General features: G+C 59.0%; 18 protein-coding genes and 1 pseudogene. 17 read left to right on the forward strand and 2 right to left on the reverse strand.

From position 1 onward, the window contains the following. Positions 1-7: 7 nt before the first annotated feature. The 10 genes from LCC91_RS03255 (at position 8) to LCC91_RS03300 (ending at position 9232) form a co-directional block, all read left to right on the forward strand. On the forward strand, positions 8-577 hold the full coding sequence (locus tag LCC91_RS03255) for an acyltransferase (RefSeq protein WP_043699561.1): 570 nt from the start codon (positions 8-10) through the stop codon (positions 575-577). 8 nt (positions 578-585) lie between these two features. Then, on the forward strand, positions 586-1689 hold the full coding sequence (locus LCC91_RS03260) for a DegT/DnrJ/EryC1/StrS family aminotransferase (RefSeq protein WP_043699564.1): 1104 nt from the start codon (positions 586-588) through the stop codon (positions 1687-1689). Positions 1690-1693: 4 nt separating this feature from the next. Further along, positions 1694-2776, forward strand: a complete 1083-nt coding sequence (wecB, locus tag LCC91_RS03265) for a non-hydrolyzing UDP-N-acetylglucosamine 2-epimerase (RefSeq protein ID WP_043699521.1) — start codon at positions 1694-1696, stop codon at positions 2774-2776. A 30-nt stretch (positions 2777-2806) separates the two neighbouring features. Next, the gene (locus tag LCC91_RS03270) at positions 2807-3805 is read left to right on the forward strand and encodes an NAD-dependent epimerase/dehydratase family protein (protein WP_043699523.1); all 999 of its coding nucleotides are present in this window, start codon (positions 2807-2809) and stop codon (positions 3803-3805) included. A 67-nt stretch (positions 3806-3872) separates the two neighbouring features. Then, positions 3873-5024 carry a DegT/DnrJ/EryC1/StrS family aminotransferase gene (locus LCC91_RS03275; protein ID WP_043699525.1) on the forward strand — a complete coding sequence of 384 codons (1152 nt, stop codon included), beginning with the start codon at positions 3873-3875 and terminating at the stop codon, positions 5022-5024. Between the two features lie 281 nt (positions 5025-5305). Then, positions 5306-5704, forward strand: coding sequence for a class I SAM-dependent methyltransferase (locus LCC91_RS03280; RefSeq protein WP_143897945.1), 399 nt, complete (start codon positions 5306-5308; stop codon positions 5702-5704). A 6-nt stretch (positions 5705-5710) separates the two neighbouring features. Continuing rightward, complete coding sequence (locus LCC91_RS03285) at positions 5711-6034, forward strand: hypothetical protein (RefSeq protein WP_052231444.1); 324 nt, start codon at positions 5711-5713, stop codon at positions 6032-6034. Between the two features lie 53 nt (positions 6035-6087). Next, positions 6088-7965, forward strand: a complete 1878-nt coding sequence (asnB, locus tag LCC91_RS03290; RefSeq protein WP_143897943.1) for an asparagine synthase (glutamine-hydrolyzing) — start codon at positions 6088-6090, stop codon at positions 7963-7965. Between the two features lie 131 nt (positions 7966-8096). Further along, a complete protein-coding gene (locus LCC91_RS03295) occupies positions 8097-8939 on the forward strand; it encodes a methionyl-tRNA formyltransferase (protein WP_082007657.1) in 843 nt (280 codons plus the stop codon). Beyond that, complete coding sequence (locus tag LCC91_RS03300; protein ID WP_043702489.1) at positions 8936-9232, forward strand: polysaccharide deacetylase WbmS family protein; 297 nt, start codon at positions 8936-8938, stop codon at positions 9230-9232. The genes LCC91_RS03295 and LCC91_RS03300 overlap by 4 nt, the downstream gene beginning before the upstream one ends. A 101-nt stretch (positions 9233-9333) precedes the next feature. Here the strand turns inward: LCC91_RS03300 and LCC91_RS03305 are convergent, their stop codons facing one another. After that, positions 9334-10320, reverse strand: coding sequence for an IS5 family transposase (locus LCC91_RS03305; protein WP_043702493.1), 987 nt, complete (start codon positions 10318-10320; stop codon positions 9334-9336). A 183-nt stretch (positions 10321-10503) separates the two neighbouring features. On the opposite strand from LCC91_RS03305, the gene LCC91_RS13915 reads away from it, so the two are divergent. From LCC91_RS13915 to LCC91_RS03340, 7 genes are all read left to right on the forward strand, one after another. Beyond that, positions 10504-10827, forward strand: a complete 324-nt coding sequence (locus LCC91_RS13915) for a DNA-3-methyladenine glycosylase (protein ID WP_231572203.1) — start codon at positions 10504-10506, stop codon at positions 10825-10827. After that, positions 10821-12161, forward strand: a complete 1341-nt coding sequence (locus tag LCC91_RS03315; RefSeq protein ID WP_185974896.1) for a glycosyltransferase family protein — start codon at positions 10821-10823, stop codon at positions 12159-12161. The genes LCC91_RS13915 and LCC91_RS03315 overlap by 7 nt, the downstream gene beginning before the upstream one ends. 5 nt (positions 12162-12166) lie before the next feature. Continuing rightward, the gene (locus LCC91_RS03320; RefSeq protein ID WP_043702506.1) at positions 12167-13606 is read left to right on the forward strand and encodes an oligosaccharide flippase family protein; all 1440 of its coding nucleotides are present in this window, start codon (positions 12167-12169) and stop codon (positions 13604-13606) included. Positions 13607-13650: 44 nt separating this feature from the next. Next, positions 13651-14562 (forward strand): glycosyltransferase, encoded by a 912-nt coding sequence (locus tag LCC91_RS03325; RefSeq protein ID WP_082007660.1) that lies wholly within the window; start codon positions 13651-13653, stop codon positions 14560-14562. A 12-nt stretch (positions 14563-14574) separates the two neighbouring features. Further along, positions 14575-14778, forward strand: coding sequence for a hypothetical protein (locus LCC91_RS03330; RefSeq protein WP_143897937.1), 204 nt, complete (start codon positions 14575-14577; stop codon positions 14776-14778). A 20-nt stretch (positions 14779-14798) separates the two neighbouring features. Next, entirely contained in the window at positions 14799-16823 is a 2025-nt protein-coding gene (asnB, locus tag LCC91_RS03335; protein ID WP_143897935.1) for an asparagine synthase (glutamine-hydrolyzing), read from the forward strand. Between the two features lie 96 nt (positions 16824-16919). Then, positions 16920-18398: an IS5 family transposase gene (locus LCC91_RS03340; RefSeq protein WP_390612153.1), complete on the forward strand. Its 1479-nt coding sequence runs from the start codon at positions 16920-16922 to the stop codon at positions 18396-18398. Between the two features lie 217 nt (positions 18399-18615). Here LCC91_RS03340 and LCC91_RS03345 read toward each other — a convergent pair. After that, a pseudogene (locus LCC91_RS03345) lies at positions 18616-18960 on the reverse strand (integrase core domain-containing protein); the annotation flags it as partial. Positions 18961-19030: the final 70 nt, after the last annotated feature.

Consider the following 19030-nt stretch of genomic DNA (forward strand, 5'->3'; position numbering starts at 1 on the left):
GAACACCATGGCTGGCATTTACATTCATCCAACCGCCATCGTCGATGAGGGCGCCCAGATCGGCGAAGACAGTCGCATCTGGCACTGGGTACATATCTGCGCGGGTGCCCGTATTGGCGCGCGCTGCTCATTCGGCCAGAACGTCTTTGTCGGCAACGACGTGGTGATCGGCAACAACGTCAGGGTGCAGAACAACGTTTCCATCTACGACGCTGTCACGCTGGAGGACGACGTCTTTTGCGGGCCGAGCATGGTGTTCACCAATGTCAATAACCCCCGTTCGGCGGTGAGCCGCAAGAAAGAATACCGCCGCACCCACGTTCGGCGCGGCGCTTCCATCGGCGCTAACGCCACCATCGTTTGCGGCCATGAGATCGGCGAATACGCGTTCGTTGGCGCCGGCGCGGTGGTCACAAAAGACGTGCCGGCCTACGCGTTGGTGGTCGGCACGCCGGCCCGCCGCATCGGCTGGATGTGCCGCTGCGGCGTGCGCCTCAGCGACGCGTTGGGCGAGGTGACGTGCCCTGAGTGCGGCGCCCGCTACCAAGTGAGCGATACCTCCTGCGAGCCGAAATGACCCAGAAGATCGAATTTATAGACTTGAAGGCTCAGTACCGTGCCCTCAAGGATGCCATCGATGCGCGCATCCATAAGGTACTAAACCACGGCCAGTACATCATGGGCCCCGAAGTGCGCGAGCTCGAGGAACGGCTCGAAGATTACACCGGGGCAAAGCACTGCATCACCGTTGCCTCCGGCACCGAGGCGCTGCTGATTTCGCTCATGGCGCTGGGTATCGGGCCGGGCGACGAAGTCATCACCACGCCCTTCACCTTCGTCGCCACGGCGGAAGTCATCGTCCTGCTCGGTGCCGTGCCGGTCTTCGTCGACATCGAACCCGACACTTGCAACATTGATGCCAGCAAGATCGAGGCTGCCATCACGCCGAAGACAAAGGCGATCATGCCGGTATCCCTCTATGGCCAGCCGGCCGACATGGATGAGATCAACGCCATCGCCGAAAGATACGGCTTACCAGTCATCGAGGACGCGGCTCAGAGCTTCGGCGCTACCTACAAAGGCAAAAAGAGCTGCAACCTTTCCACCATCGGTTGCACCTCCTTCTTTCCGAGCAAGCCGCTCGGCTGCTACGGCGACGGCGGAGCCATCTTCACCACCGACGATGTCCTGGCGAAGGCCTGTCGGGAAATCCGCGTACATGGTCAGAAGCGGCGTTACTACCACACCCGCATCGGTGTCGGTGGCCGCATGGACACCTTGCAATGCGCTATCGTACTAGCCAAGCTCGAGCGTTTCGACTGGGAAATCGAGCAGAGAATGAAGCTCGGCGCACGTTACAACCAGTTGCTCGATAAACACGGATATCAACGTGTCAAACAGCGCAACGACCGCACCAGCGTCTTTGCCCAATACACAGTTTTCGTCGAAAACCGTGACGCAATCGCCAAGCAACTTAACGAACAGGGAATTCCGACTGCTGTGCATTACCCGGTCCCACTGAATCGGCAGCCCGCCTATAAAGACATATGTCACGGTACTGTCACTGCTGTGGCCGAGCGTGTTGCCAAGCAGGTTATGAGCTTACCGATGGGGCCAGACCTCGCGGAATCTGATCAGCAGCGGATCGTAGCCGCGCTGTCTGAGGCAGTCAAAATTGGCGGTTTCTGATGCCATGAAGATTGTCACTGTCATCGGTGCGCGACCGCAGTTCATCAAGGCGGCGGCGGTTTCGCGGGTCATCCGCGATCGTTACGCTGGTCAGATCGAGGAAATCCTCGTTCATACAGGACAGCACTACGACGAAAACATGTCGCAGGTCTTTTTCGATGAGCTGGACATCCCCAGACCCCGCTACAACCTCGAAATCTCTGGCGGCAATCACGGCGCCATGACGGGCCGCATGCTGGAAGCCGTGGAAAACGTCCTCCTGCAGGAAAGGCCCGACTGGGTGCTTGTCTATGGAGACACCAATTCGACCCTGGCTGGCGCACTCGCCGCCGCCAAGCTTCACATGCCTGTCGCGCATGTCGAAGCGGGCTTGCGTTCGTTCAACATGCGCATGCCTGAAGAAATCAACCGCATCCTCGCCGACCGGGTTTCGTCCATGCTTTTCTGCCCGACGGAAACGGCCGTCGCCAATCTGCGGGCAGAGGGCATCACGAACGGCGTCCACAACATCGGCGATGTGATGTACGACATCGCACTGTTTTATCGCGACCAGGCCAGACGGCAGAGCAAATGCCTGCAGAAACTCGGTCTGGCGGAGGGTGGATTTGTTTTGGCGACCTGCCATCGTGCGGAAAACACCGACAACCTGGAGAGGCTAAAAGGCATTGTTACCGCCTTGGGCCGTATTGCCGCAAGACTGCCCGTCGTGCTGCCGCTTCATCCCCGTACGCGCAAGCTTCTGATCGACCATGACCTGTACGGGATGCTGGGCAGCGTCAAGGTCACGGAACCGCTTCCGTTCCTCGACATGGTTGCGCTCGAGCAGGCCGCCAACGTGATCCTCACCGACTCGGGCGGCGTGCAGAAAGAAGCCTTTTTCTACGGGGTGCCGTGCATCACGATGCGCGATGAAACGGAGTGGGTCGAGACGGTCGGCACGGGAGCGAACCGCTTGGTCGGCGCCTCGGCTTCCGCCATCCTGGCCGCATTCGATGATGCGATGAACAAGACGCGCACCGCGATTCATGACAAGCCGTATGGCGATGGCGATGCGGCGGGAAAGATCGTGGCGCTACTGGTGCAGTGACGGAATGATCATGGAAACAAGGAGACAAGAATGGAAATCAAAGGCAAGAAGCTGGTTCTCATCGGCGGTGCCGGCCTGATTGGCTCGCACACAGCGGACCTCCTGCTCAAGGAAGACGTCAGGGAAATCCTCATATACGACAACTTCGTCCGCGGCCGCATCGAGAACCTGGAAAACGCCCTCAAGGATCCCCGCGTGCGCATTTTCGACATTGGCGGCGACATCATGCAGACAGACATTCTTGAGGCGGCCCTCGAAGGTGCCGACGGCGTCTTCCACTTTGCCGCCCTCTGGCTCCTGCAGTGCCATGACTTCCCGCGCAGCGCCTTCGACGTGAACATTCGCGGCACCTTCAACGTCATGGAGGCCTGCGTCAAGAAGGGTGTCAAGCGCCTGGTCTATTCCTCGTCTGCCTCCGTATACGGCGATGCCGTGCGCGAGCCGATGGACGAGGATCACCCCTTCAACAACAAGAATTTTTACGGCGCGACCAAAATCGCCGGCGAGGTCATGCTGCGTGCCTTCCACCACCGCTATGGCCTGAACTACGTCGGCCTGCGCTACATGAACGTCTACGGCCCGCGCCAGGACTACCATGGTGCCTACATTGCCGTCATAATGAAGATGCTCGACGCCATCGACAAGGGAGAAGGCCCCACCATCCTGGGCGATGGCAGCGAGGCCTTCGACTTCGTCGCCGTGGAGGACTGCGCCAAGGCCAATGTGTGCGCCATGAAGGCTGAGGTGACGGATCGCTGCTACAACGTCGGTACCGGCAAGCGCACCTCGCTCAAGGAACTGGCCGAGATGCTCCTCGAGATTACCGGTTGCCAGAAACCGATCAATTACGCACCGCGCAGTCAGGCTACCCTGGTGCGCAACCGCATCGGCTGCCCGAAACTCGCCAAACAGGACCTCGGCTTCGAGGCGACGATCGACCTCAGAGAGGGTTTGAAACGCCTCATCGAATGGCGCAAGAGCCACAAGGCCGAAGTCGAGGCGCGCCGTCGAGCTGTGGGGTTAGTCTGACAACTGTCTAAGGCAAACCAATGGTCATTGCAAAACCCATCCCCATTAGCGACAGGGCTGCCATGAAATGAACGCACCCGTTATGCGCAACATTCCGATCGCCGTTCCCTGCATTGGCCAGGAGGAGGTCGAGGCCGTTCGCGAGGTGTTGATGAGCGGCTGGCTGACCCAGGGGCCAAGAGTCAAGGCATTCGAACGCGCTTTCGCGGTGCGGCACCGGGTAGAGCATGCCCTGGCCACCACATCCTGCACGACGGCCTTGCACCTTGCCTTGGCCTCTCTTGGCATTGGACCGGGCGACGAAGTGGTGGTACCGGCCTTTACATGGATTGCCACGGCCAATGTGGTCACACACCTGGGCGCCACGCCGGTATTCGCGGATGTATGCCGCGACACCTACAATATCGATGCCGCGCAGCTGTCTGGGCTGATCACTCCGCGCACCAAGGCTGTGATCGTGGTGCACCTGTTTGGTTTGTGTGCCGACATGGAAGCGGTGCGCAAGGCTGTCCCTCCGGGCATACCGATTATCGAGGATGCCGCCTGTGCAGCCGGTGCCAGCTACCATGGCGTGCCCGCGGGCGCGCTTGGAACGATCGGTTGTTTCTCGTTCCATCCGCGCAAATCCATCACCTGTGGCGAAGGCGGCATGCTGACGACGAACGATGCCGCGATTGCAGCAAGGGCGGAAATCCTCCGCAATCACGGGGCTTCCATTCCGGAGGAGGTTCGCCATGCCGGGCTGCGCCCCTGGGAAATGCCTGACTTCGACGTGGCGGGCTACAATTACCGTATGACCGACATGCAGGCCGCGGTCGGTTTGGTGCAGCTGGGCCGTCTGGATGGTTTCATTGCGGAGCGGCAAAAGCTTGCCGCGCTCTACGACAAACTTCTCGCACAGATCGAGTGGATTAGGCCACCCAAAGTGCCGACGGGCTACGGTCATGCCTGGCAGGCCTACGTGACGCTGATCGACAAGGATAAATCTCCCCTCGATCAGAACAGTGTGCTGGCCAGGCTGGCGGAAAAAGGCATCGGCGGGCGCGCGGGCACGCATGCGGTTACCCGTCTTGGCGCCTACAGGGGGCGCTCGAATGCCATTCAAGGGGGTTTCCCCGTAGCCGACGAACTGGATGCCTGGACGATGGCGCTGCCTCTGCACAACAAAATGACCGAATCCGATGTCGAGTATGTCGTCGAAGTGCTCAAGGGGTTATGAAGATGAACCGGAATCGGCTGAATGACCTCCTTGGATTGCCACCGCTTCGCGAGGGAGAAGTGGCGACTGTTAGAGGACGTGAGCTAGTGGTAAGGCGAGGTATTTTGCGCGACACGGCTCTTGTCGAGACCAATCAGGCCCAAACGCGAGATGCGTTTGCCTTTAAATGGGCTAAAACGGAAACCTATGGTTCGCCGGAGGTGGAGACAGCCACCATTGAGTGGGTAAGAAGCCGGTATGGAAATCTTTCCGATCCGGCATTTTGAAAGTCGTATGACGAGATGCCACTGGTACTGGATGCAGGATGCGGCGCGGGGTTGACGGCGAGACTGTTGATTGGCGAAGGGCTTCACCGTGTTCGATATATCGGCGCTGATATTTCGACTGCAGTGGATGTCGCGCCGGAGGCATTTCGTCAACGCGGACTTCCTGGATATTTTATACAGGCCGACTTGCTTAATTTTCCTTTTGCGGAGAACAGCTTCGACTATATTTTGTCAGAAGGCGTTTTGCATCATACGCCATCGACTCGGGCGGCAATTCATGCACTTGCGCGGCTCCTGAAAACAGGAGGTGTGTTGGCTTTTTATGTCTATAAGCGCAAGTCGCCAATCCGGGAATTCGCCGACGACTTCATTCGAGAACACCTACGGTCGATGTCTCCCGAGGAGGCTTGGTAAGCGCTGATGCCGTTGACTAAGTTGGGAATTGCGCTCAGCAAACTGGATGTCGTCGTCGATGTGCCTGAAGATGTGCAGCTGCTCGGAATTCCCAAGGGCCCCATCAATTTGCAGCGATTGATCTATTGGCATGTGTGCAAGATGTACTATCGACCGGAGTACAGTCTTGATGAGATGAGCCACGTGAACTTTGACTGGTTTGCCCCTGCCTACTGCCATCGTCAAAGCCCGGAGGAAGTGCGCAAATGGTGTGAGGAGGTCGGACTCGATGTCCGATCCATGAAGGTCGAAGAGGCCGGAATAACTACTGAGGCTGTGCGCACTGTCTGAGCGGCAGGGCAGGGGATGAGCAATGTGTAGCATAGGGGGAGAAAACTAACTTCATGTGCGGTATTGTCGGCCTAATTAACCTCAACGGGGCCCCCGTCTCCCCGGCCATCCTGCAAAGGATGACGGATGCCATCTCGCATCGGGGCCCGGACGGTGAAGGGTACTGGATCGAGGGCAATGTCGGGCTTGGTCACCGCCGCCTGGCGATTCTCGACCTGTCGCCTGCCGGCCATCAGCCGATGATCAGTTCGGACCATCGTTACGTCCTCAGTTACAACGGCGAGGTTTATAACTACCGCGAGTTGCGCGCCGAACTTGAGGCTGCGGGATACTGGTTTCGTTCGAAGACGGATACCGAGGTCGTGCTGCATGCCCTTGCCCACTGGGGCAGCGATGCTCTGCTACGCTTGAATGGCATGTTTGCACTGGCCCTGTTCGATCGGAAGGAGCGGCAGTTTCTGCTTGCCCGCGACCGCTACGGCATTAAGCCGTTGTATTACGCGTTCCAGGGCAACGTATTAGCCTTCGGCTCGGAACAAAAGGCGATTACTGCTTTGCCGAACTTTCGCCGCAAGCTCGATAAGGCGGCGTTGCTGGAGTATTTGACGTTCCAGAATATTTTCACAGACCGTACGCTGCTGGAGGATGTGAAGCTCCTGCCGGCCGGTCATTTCGCACGAATCGATCTGGACCAGACTGGCGCGCGCCTAGAACTCACCCGTTACTGGGATTACCGTTTCCGAGAGCCGGATCGAATCCGGGACAAGCGGGAGTATGCGGAAGAACTCGAACGCCTGTTTTTCCAGGCTGTCAATCGGCAACTGGTCAGTGACGTGGAACTCGGCGCCTATCTCAGCGGTGGAATGGACAGTGGTTCCATCACAGCGGTGGCGGCGCAATCCCTGCCGAACCTCAAGACGTTCACCTGCGGCTTCGATCTTAGCTCGGCTTCCGGTATCGAGCTCGGCTTCGATGAGCGTGCAAAGGCCGAGGCGATGTCCGCGCGTTTCAAGACCGAACACTATGAGATGGTGCTGAAGGCCGGCGACATGGAGCGCTGTTTACCTGCCTTGGTGCGGCACCTTGAGGAGCCGCGCGTCGGCCAGAGCTACCCCAACTACTATGCGGCCAAACTGGCCAGTCGCTTCGTCAAGGTGGTTTTGTCCGGTGCGGGCGGCGATGAACTGTTCGGGGGATATCCATGGCGTTACTACCGCGCCATGGCGAGCCAGAATTTCGAGCACTACATCGACCAATACTACAAATTCTGGCAGCGGCTGATCCCGAACAGCGCGTTGTCGAAGGTGTTCGCCCCCATCTGGAACGACGTTAAGAATGTGTGGACCCGCGATATCTTTCGGGATGTTTTCCTCACCCATGACAACGAACTCTGCCGCCCGGAAGATTACATCAACCACTCGCTGTATTTTGAGGCGAAGACTTTCCTGCATGGCCTTTTCGTGGTCGAGGACAAGCTCAGCATGGCCCACGGCCTGGAAACGCGGGTGCCTTTCATGGACAACGATCTCGTTGAATTCGCGATGGGCTGTCCGGTGGCACTCAAGCTCAACAATATCGACAACGTGCTGCGCATCAATGAAAACGAGCCGGGCAGCAAGACCGAGCTGTATTATCAGAAAACCAACGACGGCAAACAGTTGCTGCGGAAGGTGATGTCGAACCTCATCCCGGATGAAATCACCCGAGCCGTGAAGCAGGGCTTTTCCTCACCGGACGCCAGCTGGTTTCGGGGGGAGAGCATCGATTTCGTGCGGCGTACGCTCCTGCAAGGCAGGCCGCGCATCTACGAGGTGCTCGATCGTGCGGCGGTCGCCGAACTGATCGAAGAACACCTGCGCGGCAAGCAAAACCGGCGACTGTTGATCTGGTCGCTGCTAAACATCGAGGCTTGGATGGGGAGTCACCTGTGAACCTCGTTTTTATCGGGGCCAGCCGTTTCGGCCTGCGTTGTCTCGATCTCGCCATACACACTCCGGGCTGCCTCGTTACCGGTGTGGTTACCGCACCTCGGTCCTTTGCGATTTCCTACCGGTCTCTGGGCATGAACGACATTTTGGTAAGAAACGTCCTACATGCCGACGTGGCGAGCTACGCGGCACACCATGGACTGCCGTGCCGAATGCTGGCGCGTAGCATGACTGAGCCGGGGTTGCTCGAAGCGGTTGCGCAATGGGAGCCGGATGCCTTTCTCGTCGTAGGTTGGTACCACATGGTGCCCAAGGCCTGGCGTAGCCTGGCGCCCGCCTATGGACTACACGCCTCGCTCCTGCCGGACTACAGCGGCGGCGCCCCCTTGGTATGGGCGATGATCAACGGTGAGACAAAGACTGGAATTACCCTGTTTCAGCTGGACGATGGTGTCGATTCCGGACCCATCGTGGCCCAGGCCGAGGAGCCAATCCATGCGGACGATACCATCGCCACGCTTTATGCGCGCATCGAAGAGCGCGGACTGGAACTGCTCGCACGATCACTGCCTGCTTTGGCTGATGGTTCCGTGGTATTGCGAAACCAGCCGCTATCCGGCCGACGCATCATGCCGCAGCGAACTCCTAAAGACGGTGTAATCGACTGGACGGCCGACTATGCCTTTGTTGAGCGTTTTATTCGGGCACAGACGCGGCCTTACCCTGGTGCATTCTCAATGCATGGAGAGCGTCGTATCACGATTTGGGCGGCGCATGGCATGGCATACGATGCGGACATTTCCGCTTCACCGGGCGAGATCATTTTTTATGGCAATGCCGTTGCGGTGGTCTGTGGCCAGGGCGCCCTGGTACTAGATGAAATCGAGTGCGAAGGGAATGTGTTCGTGGGGCATGAAATCGGCACCATCCTGCGCGAAGGAGGCTGCTTCAAGAATCATCGGAAGGCAATGAAATGACCCGTAGCGCCAAGATCAGTGAGATCAAGCCGGATGATCCGTCTGCCTGGGAGGACAGGCTGTTCCTCACCATCGATATCGACTGGGTCCACGATACAGTCTTGGCCGATATGATCGACCTGTTGGATCGATTTGATGTTCATGCCACCTGGTTCGTCACGCATGACACCCCTTTGCTCGAAAGGTTGCGCGATAACCCCCGCTACGAGCTTGGCATTCATCCTAAGGAAGTTCTGAACAACCCCGTTTCCGGGACTTCGATGGGCCAAGACGGCCTGCGGCTTTCCACATGACGCAATCTGTCGCTCACTTGGTCGGGATCCGGGGCGGTTTTCGTGCCCATCGGGGCCTTTTTTCGCCCCGCAGCCGCCGTTTTCGGCCGCTGCTGGCGCACTTATCCTGTCGAGAGTATCAAGAGTTTTCGCCGCACCATGTACAGATTGGCCAGCGCCGCGCACATCGTGAGCTTGGCCGCGTTTTTCTTCAGGCCCCGGTAAGGACACGTGGCAAAGCCAAACAGCCGCTTGATCACGTAGAAGGGGTGTTCGCCCCTGGCGCGAATGCGCGCCTTGACGTGCTCGAGCGCTTGCTGCACCTGCCCCAGCAGCGTGCTGTTGTTGAGCGCTCGGCGCTGGCCAGGACGCATCGCGACGTGCCAGCGCACGTTCAAGCCTTGTGTCTCCTCTCGCTTGTCCACACCGCGGTAGCCCGAATCGGCCCACACGTCCGTTTCATTTCCGTGCAGCAAGTGGGGGGCTTGCGTGACGTCGTGCACGTTGGCGGCGGTGGCCACCACCGTGTGAATGAGGCCCGAGTCGGCATCCACCCCCGCGTGGCCCTTCATGCCGAAGTACCACTGGTTGCCTTTCTTCGTCTGGCGCATCTCGGGGTCGCGCTGCCCCGCTCGATTCTTCGTGGAGCTGGGCGCTGCGATGAGCGTGGCGTCCACCACCGTGCCCTCCTGCAGCATCAGGCCCTGCGCTCGCAGCAGCGCGTTGATGCGCTCGAAGATCGCGCGCTGCAGATCGTGCGCTTCGAGCAGGTGACGGAAACGCAGGATGGTGCTCTCATCGGGCACGACATCGACGCCAATGTCGATGCCTGCGAACTCGCGCATGAGCGGCATGTCGTAGAGGGCTTCTTCCATCGCCGGATCCGACAGGTTGAACCACTGCTGCAGGCAGTGAATGCGCAGCAGCGTCTGCACCGCAAACGGCGGGCGTCCTCCCTTGGGGCCGGGCTTGGGCGCATGGGGCTCGATGATGGCCACCAGCTCAGCCCAGGGCACAACGCGGTTCATCTGCTCCAGAAAGACACGACGGCGTATGGTCTTGCTGCGGCGCTCGAACGCGGGGACACTGGCGAGGCTGAGTTGCTTCATGGACGATATAGTCCTATGCCCCAGCGCGTCTGGCTCGCGGTGAGGGGTTGGTGATGCAGAGTTTCCCTAGATCAGGCTCAAAAGCAGCATGGCGAGGTCTTCTATTACCAACAACGCCTGCCGGCTGACGGCCACACGGACTGGAAACTCCCGTGCCACGAAATCCGGGCGCATTGCCGCGATTTGACGCGACCTTATCCAGGGTTGCACACGTACACGCAATATGAGCAGGAAATTGTAATTTGGCAATGCCAACCTTTCGATGGTCGTATGGATGCTGTTCCGGGAACGATCTCCGCTGTGTTCGAGGATGGCTCTTTCCTCATGAACTGTGGGGATGGTCGAGTTTTGGTGAGAGACTACACGGTATCCGGTGATGCACATTTGCAACCGAAGCAGCTGTTGCTTTCGCGGGACTTCACCATAACTATGCGCAAAATCGTTGAAGCTTATATCGCCTGCCATCGTGACAGGCCGTTAGCCAAACGCATCGTTGTGAGGTGTTGAATACGATGGTCAAGCCCAGGAAAATACTCATCGGCCCGGTGGAGATAGCAGGTTACTATCGAAATCTCGCCGAAGGTTTTCACCAGATCGGGGCTCCTTGCGATTTCATTACTTACGGATCCCATCCTTTTGGTTATGGGGGTGAGACGGAGCAGCCGGTGCTGTTGCGTATGGCCCGTTGGTTTGGTGATTTTCGGCGAAATCGCCCCCGTTCTTGGCGCACCCGGCTTTTTGCGGATTTGCCCTGGGCGGTGTTGGTCTCGATTTGGGCTGTGTGGGCGATCCTCCGTTATGATGTCTTCATATTCGGATTCGGTGAGACCTTACTGCCCAGAAACTTAGATTTGCCGATCTTACACAAGCTGGGGAAGACCGTCATTGCCAACTTGGGGCACGGCTCCGAAGCTCGTCCTCCGTACGTTGACGGCGCACAACAGTCAGCGGAGGGAGAGGCTGTGTCAGGAGCTGCTCTAATCTCACTTACACGACGCAATAAACGCCGCGTGACCATCCATGAGAAGTACTGCAAAATTGTGATCGGCGCCCCTTATTCTACGACACAATTTTCATCGAGGCGTTTGATCAATTTTTTTTCCTTAGGTATTCCGATTCGACTACACGCTAGTGCCATCATTTCTGCCAGACCAGCCAACGTAAAGCGAAGCAAAACGCCGGTGCGCATCCTGCACGCGCCGAGTCATCCGGCGGCCAAGGGCACCCAGCAGATAGTTGGTGCTATCGAACGGTTAAGATCACGAGGCCACGCGATCGATCTTGTGCTTATTATCGGACAGCCTTTTCGCGAGGTCGTGGAGGCACTCCAAAACTGTGATTTTGTTGTTGATCAACTTTTCTCCGATACGCCGATGGCGGGTTTTGCGACAGAGGCGGCATGGTTTGGAAAGCCAGCCGTTGTAGGGGGGTACGGACTGGACCGTTTGAAGTCGTATGTCCCAGATGGGATGTGGCCACCCTCGAAAATTTGCCGTCCCGACGATATCGAAAAGGCCATTGAGGAGCTCATTGTCGATGTCGATCAACGCCATCGCCTAGGCCAGGAGGCGCAAAAGTTCGTACGCGAGAAATGGAACCCCCGTGCGGTAGCAGAGCGTTTTCTGCGTCTCATTGATGGAGACATTCCCGAAGCGTGGTGGCTGGATCCACAAGCGGTCACTTACGTACAGGGTTGTGGTCAGTCGGAGACACGGTCTAGGCAAATGATCCAGTCCTTAGTCGAAACCTACGGTGTCCCGGCCTTGGAGCTCGAACACCGGCCGAATTTGCGCGATGCATTTTTGACTTTCGCCGGCATTCCTAACTCACTTGGTGAGTGACTATCGTGCTTCGCGCCTTTTTCCGGGACTGCATTATCTATACCATTCCGGCAGCCGTATCTCGGGGGTTGGGGCTGTTGCTGGTGCCGATCTACACGCGCATCCTTAGTCCGGAGGATTACGGTACGCTGGACATGTTGATGGTCTTCGGGGGACTGGTGAACCTTACCGTCGCGCTGGAAGTGTCCCAAGGGGTGGCGCGCTTTTACGCGGTTGAAACGAGTTCCGCACGCAAGCGGTCTTTAGCTTCCACTGCGTTCTGGTTCACGTTGGGCTGTTACGGTCTCTTTGTGCTGCTCGGGCTGGCGGGCAGTCGCGTCTTGTCCCCTTGGGTGACCGGGCGGGATGGACTGGAATCCATCTTTCGTATCGCAGTCTTCGGAATCGGCCTTAACGGAGTCTTTTACCTGATCCAAAACCAGTTCCGCTGGGAGCTGCGCAGCCGTCGTTACACCGAGACCAATCTGCTGATGAGCTTCGTCACTTTGGTCGCTGCCGTTGGCTTCGCGTACGGGTTGGACTGGGGATTGGTAGGCGTACTTTGGGGAACGGTTTTGGGTTCGCTTGCCGGGGTGGTCTACGGCCTCAGTTGGCTGCGCACATCCTATGGCTGGCAGTTCGATTGTGCGCTTCTGTGGCGGATGCTGCGATTTTCCATTCCTCTCGTGCCTTCCGGTCTGATGGTCTGGATGAGTACTTATTTAGACAGACTGATGATCAACCATTATTTGTCGCTACACGAAGTAGGACTGTACGGTGTTGGCTACCGCTTATCCAGTGTCGTGTGGTTTGTGTTGGTGGGCGTGCAGGGGGCCTTGATGCCTTTGGTGTATCATCATTACCGGGAACCCTCTACGCCGTCGCAGTTGGCAACTATTTTCCGTCTGTTTCTCGCCGGCGCGCTTCTGACGTTTTTGACGCTCACCCTATTTGCGCACGATTTTTTGGTGATCATGACAACTCCCGATTTCTACGGCAGCGCTTCGGTCGTGATCTATCTGGTCCCGGCCATCACGCTGTCCCAGATGTACATTTTCGCGCCTGGTATCGGTATCGCAAAAAAAACGCATGTATACATCTGGATCAACCTCGCGGGCGTCGTTGTCAATGCTCTGCTCAACTGGTGGTTGATACCGGCGCTTGGCATGATCGGAGCAGCGATCGCAACGCTGGCAGGTAGCAGTTGTGTTTTTGCCCTCTGCATGTACATTAGCCAAAAGTCTTACCCGGTGCCGCACGAATGGAAAAGGCTGAGCTTCGCGACAGTACTGGCCATCGCGCTCGCCGTACTCATCCCGACGCTGGCAGAAGAATACGCCTTGCCCTGGATTGTGAACTTACTTGCGCTTGGCGTGATGGCGGTTGGTCTTGTCGCGCTGGGACTGGTGCGTACACATGAAATCGTCCGGCTGCGGCAGTTGTTACGTCCAAAGCTTACGCCATAATCAAAGCTGTTTGGCGGGATTGGGCAGTGCGGGTGGATTGAAAAATGGGGCGGCTGTTGATCATTTCGTTTTCTCCGATTGAAAAGGATCCCAGGGTTCGTCGTCAGTTGGCGCTTCTGAAAGACGAGTTCGAACTGGTTGTGGCGGGATATGGCGACTTCCAGTTGCCAGGCGTTTCGATGGTGACGCTACCAGCGCAAGGTAGCTCGATCGGGCGTAGAGCCGTTAAGGCGGGTCAGTTGTTTATCGGGGCATTCGCTCAATATTACTGGCGCCGTCAGGATGTGGTTACAGCGGTTCGCAATCTTATCGGTAAAAAATTCGAGCTTGTCCTGGCAAATGATGTGGAGGCATTGCCTTTGGCGCTGAAAATCGCCAATGGTGCTCCAGTCATTCTGGATGCGCATGAATATTCACCGAATGAATTTTCCGGCTGGGAGTGGAGTTTATTTTTCTGGCGTTATAAGACATGGTTGTGCGAAAAATACCTTGAGCGCGCCTATGCAGTCTGCACCGTATCCCGGGGAATCGCAGAAGAATATGAGCGTAACTTCGGCGTTCGTTGTTCGATAGTGATGAATGCGGCCGAATATCGGGATCTGCAGCCATCCGAGGTGCAGGAGGGACGGATTCGCCTGATTCACCACGGCGCGATAAACCGGTCGCGACAGATCGAGCGGATGATCGACCTGATGGATTTCCTGGATGAACGGTTCTCTCTCGATCTGATGCTCGTGAATAACGATGCGAAATATTTTGGGGAGCTGCGCGAGCGGGCAGGCCGCAACCCGCGCATACGCTTTGTTGAGCCGGTGCCGTTTCAGGAGATTCTATCGGTGCTGAATCGATACGACATCGGCGTGTATCTCCTACCTTTCAGCAACTTCAACAACAGACATGCGCTGCCAAACAAGTTTTTCGAGTTTGTTCAGGGGCGGTTAGGCATCGCCATTTGACCGAGTCCGGAGATGGCCAGGTTGGTTTCCGGCCATGGCTTGGGCGTGGTTGCCGATGATTTTGCCCCGGCTACCTTGGCGAAACTGCTCTATGGACTCACCACGGAAGACGTCCGTCAACTCAAAGAGAATGCCCATCGTGCTGCACGCCAGCTATCATTCCAAGAGTCGGGAGAGGAGCTCCTGCGAATGATTCGTGAGGCACTGAAACCCTGATGTTCTTACGATAGCCAATCATGTGTGGACTCGCCGCGCTTTTCGGAACCGGGAATCAGCCATTGCCCTCGATACAGGCGATGCTGGATGTGATTCGCCATCGCGGCCCGGACGACGAGGGGTGGGTGGCTTTCGAGGGAGGGAATCTGGCCGCGACGTGCGGCGGCGGTGCGGACACGCCGACTGTATGCTACGCAGCCGATTTGCCCTACGCACCGGTGTCGGGCACGACCGTGCCGGAAGGCGCACGCGTCGCGCTTGGCCACCGGCGCCTGTCGATTCTCGATGTATCTCCGGGCGGGCACCAGCCAATGTCCTACGGGGGAGGTCGCTACTGGATTGTTTTCAACGGCGAGATCTATAACCATCCGGAGTTGAGGCGGGAGCTGGAGGCGTCGGGGCATCGCTTCGTCTCGCGATCCGACACGGAAGTCCTGCTGGCCGCCTATGCGGAGTGGGGTTCGGGGTGCCTCGCGCGGCTCGAGGGCATGTTCGCGTTCGTGCTGGTCGATCGTGTCGAGGCGACGCTTTTCGCGGCGCGCGACCGCTTCGGCATCAAGCCGCTGTATTACTGGGTGGCGCCGGATCGTTGCCTGGCCTTCGCTTCGGAGATCAAGCAGTTCTCCGTGCTGCCGGGCTGGCGGGCGGTGGTGAACGGCCAGCGCGCCTACGATTTCCTGGCCTGGGGAATTCTCGACCATACCGACGAGACGATGTTCCGCGGTGTTTATCAGTTGCGCCCAGGGACGTCGGTGCGGATCGATCTTAAGCAGCCGCCCGCCGCGGCGCCGGCGGGACGGCTAGTGCAGCACGAGTGGTACCGGCTCGCCGGCAGCCCTTTCACTGGCGGTCTGGAGGAAGCTGCATCGGGTTTCCGCGAGCGCTTCGAAGCCTCGGTGCGAGCGCACCTGCAGGCGGATGTTCCAGTTGGGTCGTGTTTGTCGGGCGGCCTTGATTCGTCTTCCGTGGTGTGTGTTATGAACGAGCTGCTGCGGCAGGGGGGCGTACAGGAGCGGCAGCACGCCTTTTCGTCGTGCTCCGCCATTGCGCGCTTCGACGAGCGCGAATACGTGGAGGAAGTCGTCAGGCACACCGGCGTCGAGGCGCATTGCGTGTACCCCGATCTTGCCCGCCTGTTCGACGAGCTCGACCGCATCACCTGGCACCAGGACGAGCCGTTCGGTTCGACGAGTATCTTCGCGCAGTGGTCGGTGTTCGCCCTTGCGGCGGACAGCGGAGTGAAGGTCATGCTCGACGGGCAGGGCGCGGACGAGCAGCTGGCCGGCTACCAGGGCTATCACGGTGCGCTGTACGCTAGCCTCTTCCGGCAGTTGCGTTGGATCGAGCTCTGGCGTGAAATACGCGCCGCCAAGCAGATGCATGGCCACGGCCCGCTGTGGGCGATGAAGTATCTGGCTGACGCCCTGCTGCCCGATGCGCTGCGCTATCCTCTGCGGGCGATGATCGGCACGGAGACGGCAGCTTCGGCCTGGCTCGATCTGGATCTGCTGGGGGCGGAGCCGTTGAACCCTTACCATGGTGAGGAAGGAGCGGCGTTGTCGATTGCCGAGCTATCCTACCGCCAGTTGACAAAGAGTAACCTGCAGATGTTGTTGCATTGGGAGGACCGCGACTCCATGGCGCATTCCATCGAGGCGAGGGTGCCGTTCCTCGACCACCGGCTGGTGGAGTTCGTGCTGGGCTTGCCCGATCAGTTCAAGATCCACCGGGGGGTGACCAAGCGTGTTCTACGCGAGGGCCTGCGCGGGGTGCTGCCGGAGGCGATTCGAATGCGTATGAGCAAGCTGGGTTTCGCGACCCCTGAGGAACACTGGATACGCGTGGAAGCGCCGGAGCGGTTTCGCAAGGCGTTGAAAACGGCGGTGGATCAATCGCACGGCATACTCCACCCCAGGGCGCTTTCATATCTGGAAGACGTCATCACGGGGCAGCGCGTGTTCTCCTTTCTTCCATGGCGCATGATTTCCTTTGGGGCCTGGATGGATTGCTATGGCGTCGCCCCTGAAATATTCCTAACCCGTTGATAAAGCGTTCGTTTTTGGCTGTTTTGCGGTACAATTTCTCCCAGCTTTTTGCCACCCTCGACGCGGTTGCTGGGAGTTCTGACCATGGCCGAGTGCATGCACAGCGAGGATTTTTTCCGGCTGCGTCTGGAGCACATGATCGATGTGCGCCACCCACTGGCGGTGCTGGCACAGCGCATGCCGTGGCAGCGGCTCGAGCACGCGATCGCGCAGCGCCTGGCGCGCGCACCCCGCAGCCAGGCTGTCGAGGCGCTGGACGACGCGATCGACCTCTTCGGTGAGCAGCGCGCGCGCACCCGGCGCACCAGCCGCGCGGGGCGGCCGCGCGTGCCGCTGCGCATCATGATCAGCCTGCTGTACCTCAAGCACGCCTTCAACGAGTCCGATGAAGGCGTGGTGCAGCGCTGGAGAGACACGCCCCGCTGGCAGTATTTCTCGGGCTGTGCCTACTACGAGGATCGGCTGCCGTGCGATGCCACGACGCTGGTGAAGTTTCGCCAGTGGCTCGGGGAAGAAGGGGTGGAGGAGCTGCTGGCGCAGACGATCAATGTGGCGGTCGAACTCGAGCTCATCGAGCCGCAGGCGCTCGAGCACCTGGTGGTGGACAGCACCGTGCAGCACAAGGCCATCGCCCACCCCAGCGACAGCCGGCTGCTGGAGGTGGCGCGAGTCAAGCTCGTGGCGGCGGCCAAGAACGCCGGGGTGCAGCTCAAGCAGACCTTTGCGAAGGAGGGGCAGCGACTGCGGCGCAAGGCTGCCGGCTACGCGCATGCCAGGCAGTTCAAGCGGCTGCGCCGCACCATCGAGCGCCAGGCCACGATCGTGGGACGCTTGGCGCGCGAGATCGAGCGCAAAGCCACGGCACTGACGCAGGCTGCACGCGAGGCCCTGGGCGAGTCGCTGGCCAAGGCGCAACAGATCATGGCGCAGAGCCGCCAGCGCAAGGCCAACGCAGGGCATCCCAAGCTGTATGCCTGGCACGCACCGGAGGTCGATTGCATCAGCAAAGGCAAGGCGCGCAGCCCCTACGAGTTCGGGGTGAAGGTCGGTGTGGCCAGCACCCTGCAGCACAACCTGGTCGTGGGTGCGCGCGCCTTTCACGGCAATCCCTACGACGGACACACCCTGTGGGCGCAGCTCGAACAGGCCACCATCCTGATGCAGGACAACGCCGTCGCTCCCACCGAGGTGTACGTGGACCTGGGCTACCGCGGGGTGGAGGCCGACAACCCACAGGTGCGCATCGTGCACCGCGGGCGCTGGCGGTGCCTGAGTCGCTCCGATCGGCGCCGGCTCAAGCGCCGCCAGGCCATCGAACCCATCATCGGGCACCTGAAGGCCGATTGCCGCATGGATCGCTGTCACCTCAAGGGCGAGCGGGGCGATCGGCTGCACGCGGTGCTGTGCGCGGCCGGCTACAACATCCGCTGGCTGCTGCGCATGATCGCCAAGCGGGGCATCGGCCCCCTTGTGGCGGTTCTTTTGCGTCTGCTGCTGCGCCTGCTACAAACCATCGAGCAGGCAAAGCGCGCGCTCACCACCCCCATGCCAGGGACGCTGCGAGCGGTGGGGTGAATTTTTCAGGGGCAACTATGGCGTCAAGCCTACTTGAGACCCGGAAATCGAGGTCACGGATTCAGGTCCACGGAAAACGGCATAGAGACGCCAGCGCTCAAAGACCTCACGCCCGTCCAAGCAATGAAGCATCTGTACGCATCGCACCCGCGTCTTTTCCAGAAACGACCTTATGATTATCCGAGATGCGACAAATAAGCAAGGTCACGGCATAGTTGTCACATCCCGGATGATCATATGGCCGTTTTTGGAACAGATGCGGGTGTGACGTGTACCACTGTTTCATGGCCTGCATGGGCGTGAGACCCTTGAGTGCGGCCTGGGGCAGCTGGTGGTTGTAAAGCCAAGCATAGCGCAGCAGGGTCTTCTCGAGATCCTCGCCGCTGATGAAGTGGTGGCTGCGCAGCACCTCCTCGATGCGGCCGTTGAAGCGCTCTACCATCCCGTTGGTCTGGGGGCGTCGCACGCGCGTGGTGCGGTGCTCGATGCCGAGTGCCTCGCACAGGCTCTCGAAGGCGTGGGTGGCACTGGGCTGCCCCAGCAGCCGTGCGGTGAACTCCTTGGTCGCCCCTGAAATATTCATAACAGCATGATTTTTCTTGTGTTATTGTCTGTTTGCGAGTACAATTTCC

Source organism: Tepidimonas taiwanensis (assembly GCF_020162115.1).
GTDB lineage: Bacteria > Pseudomonadota > Gammaproteobacteria > Burkholderiales > Burkholderiaceae_C > Tepidimonas > Tepidimonas taiwanensis.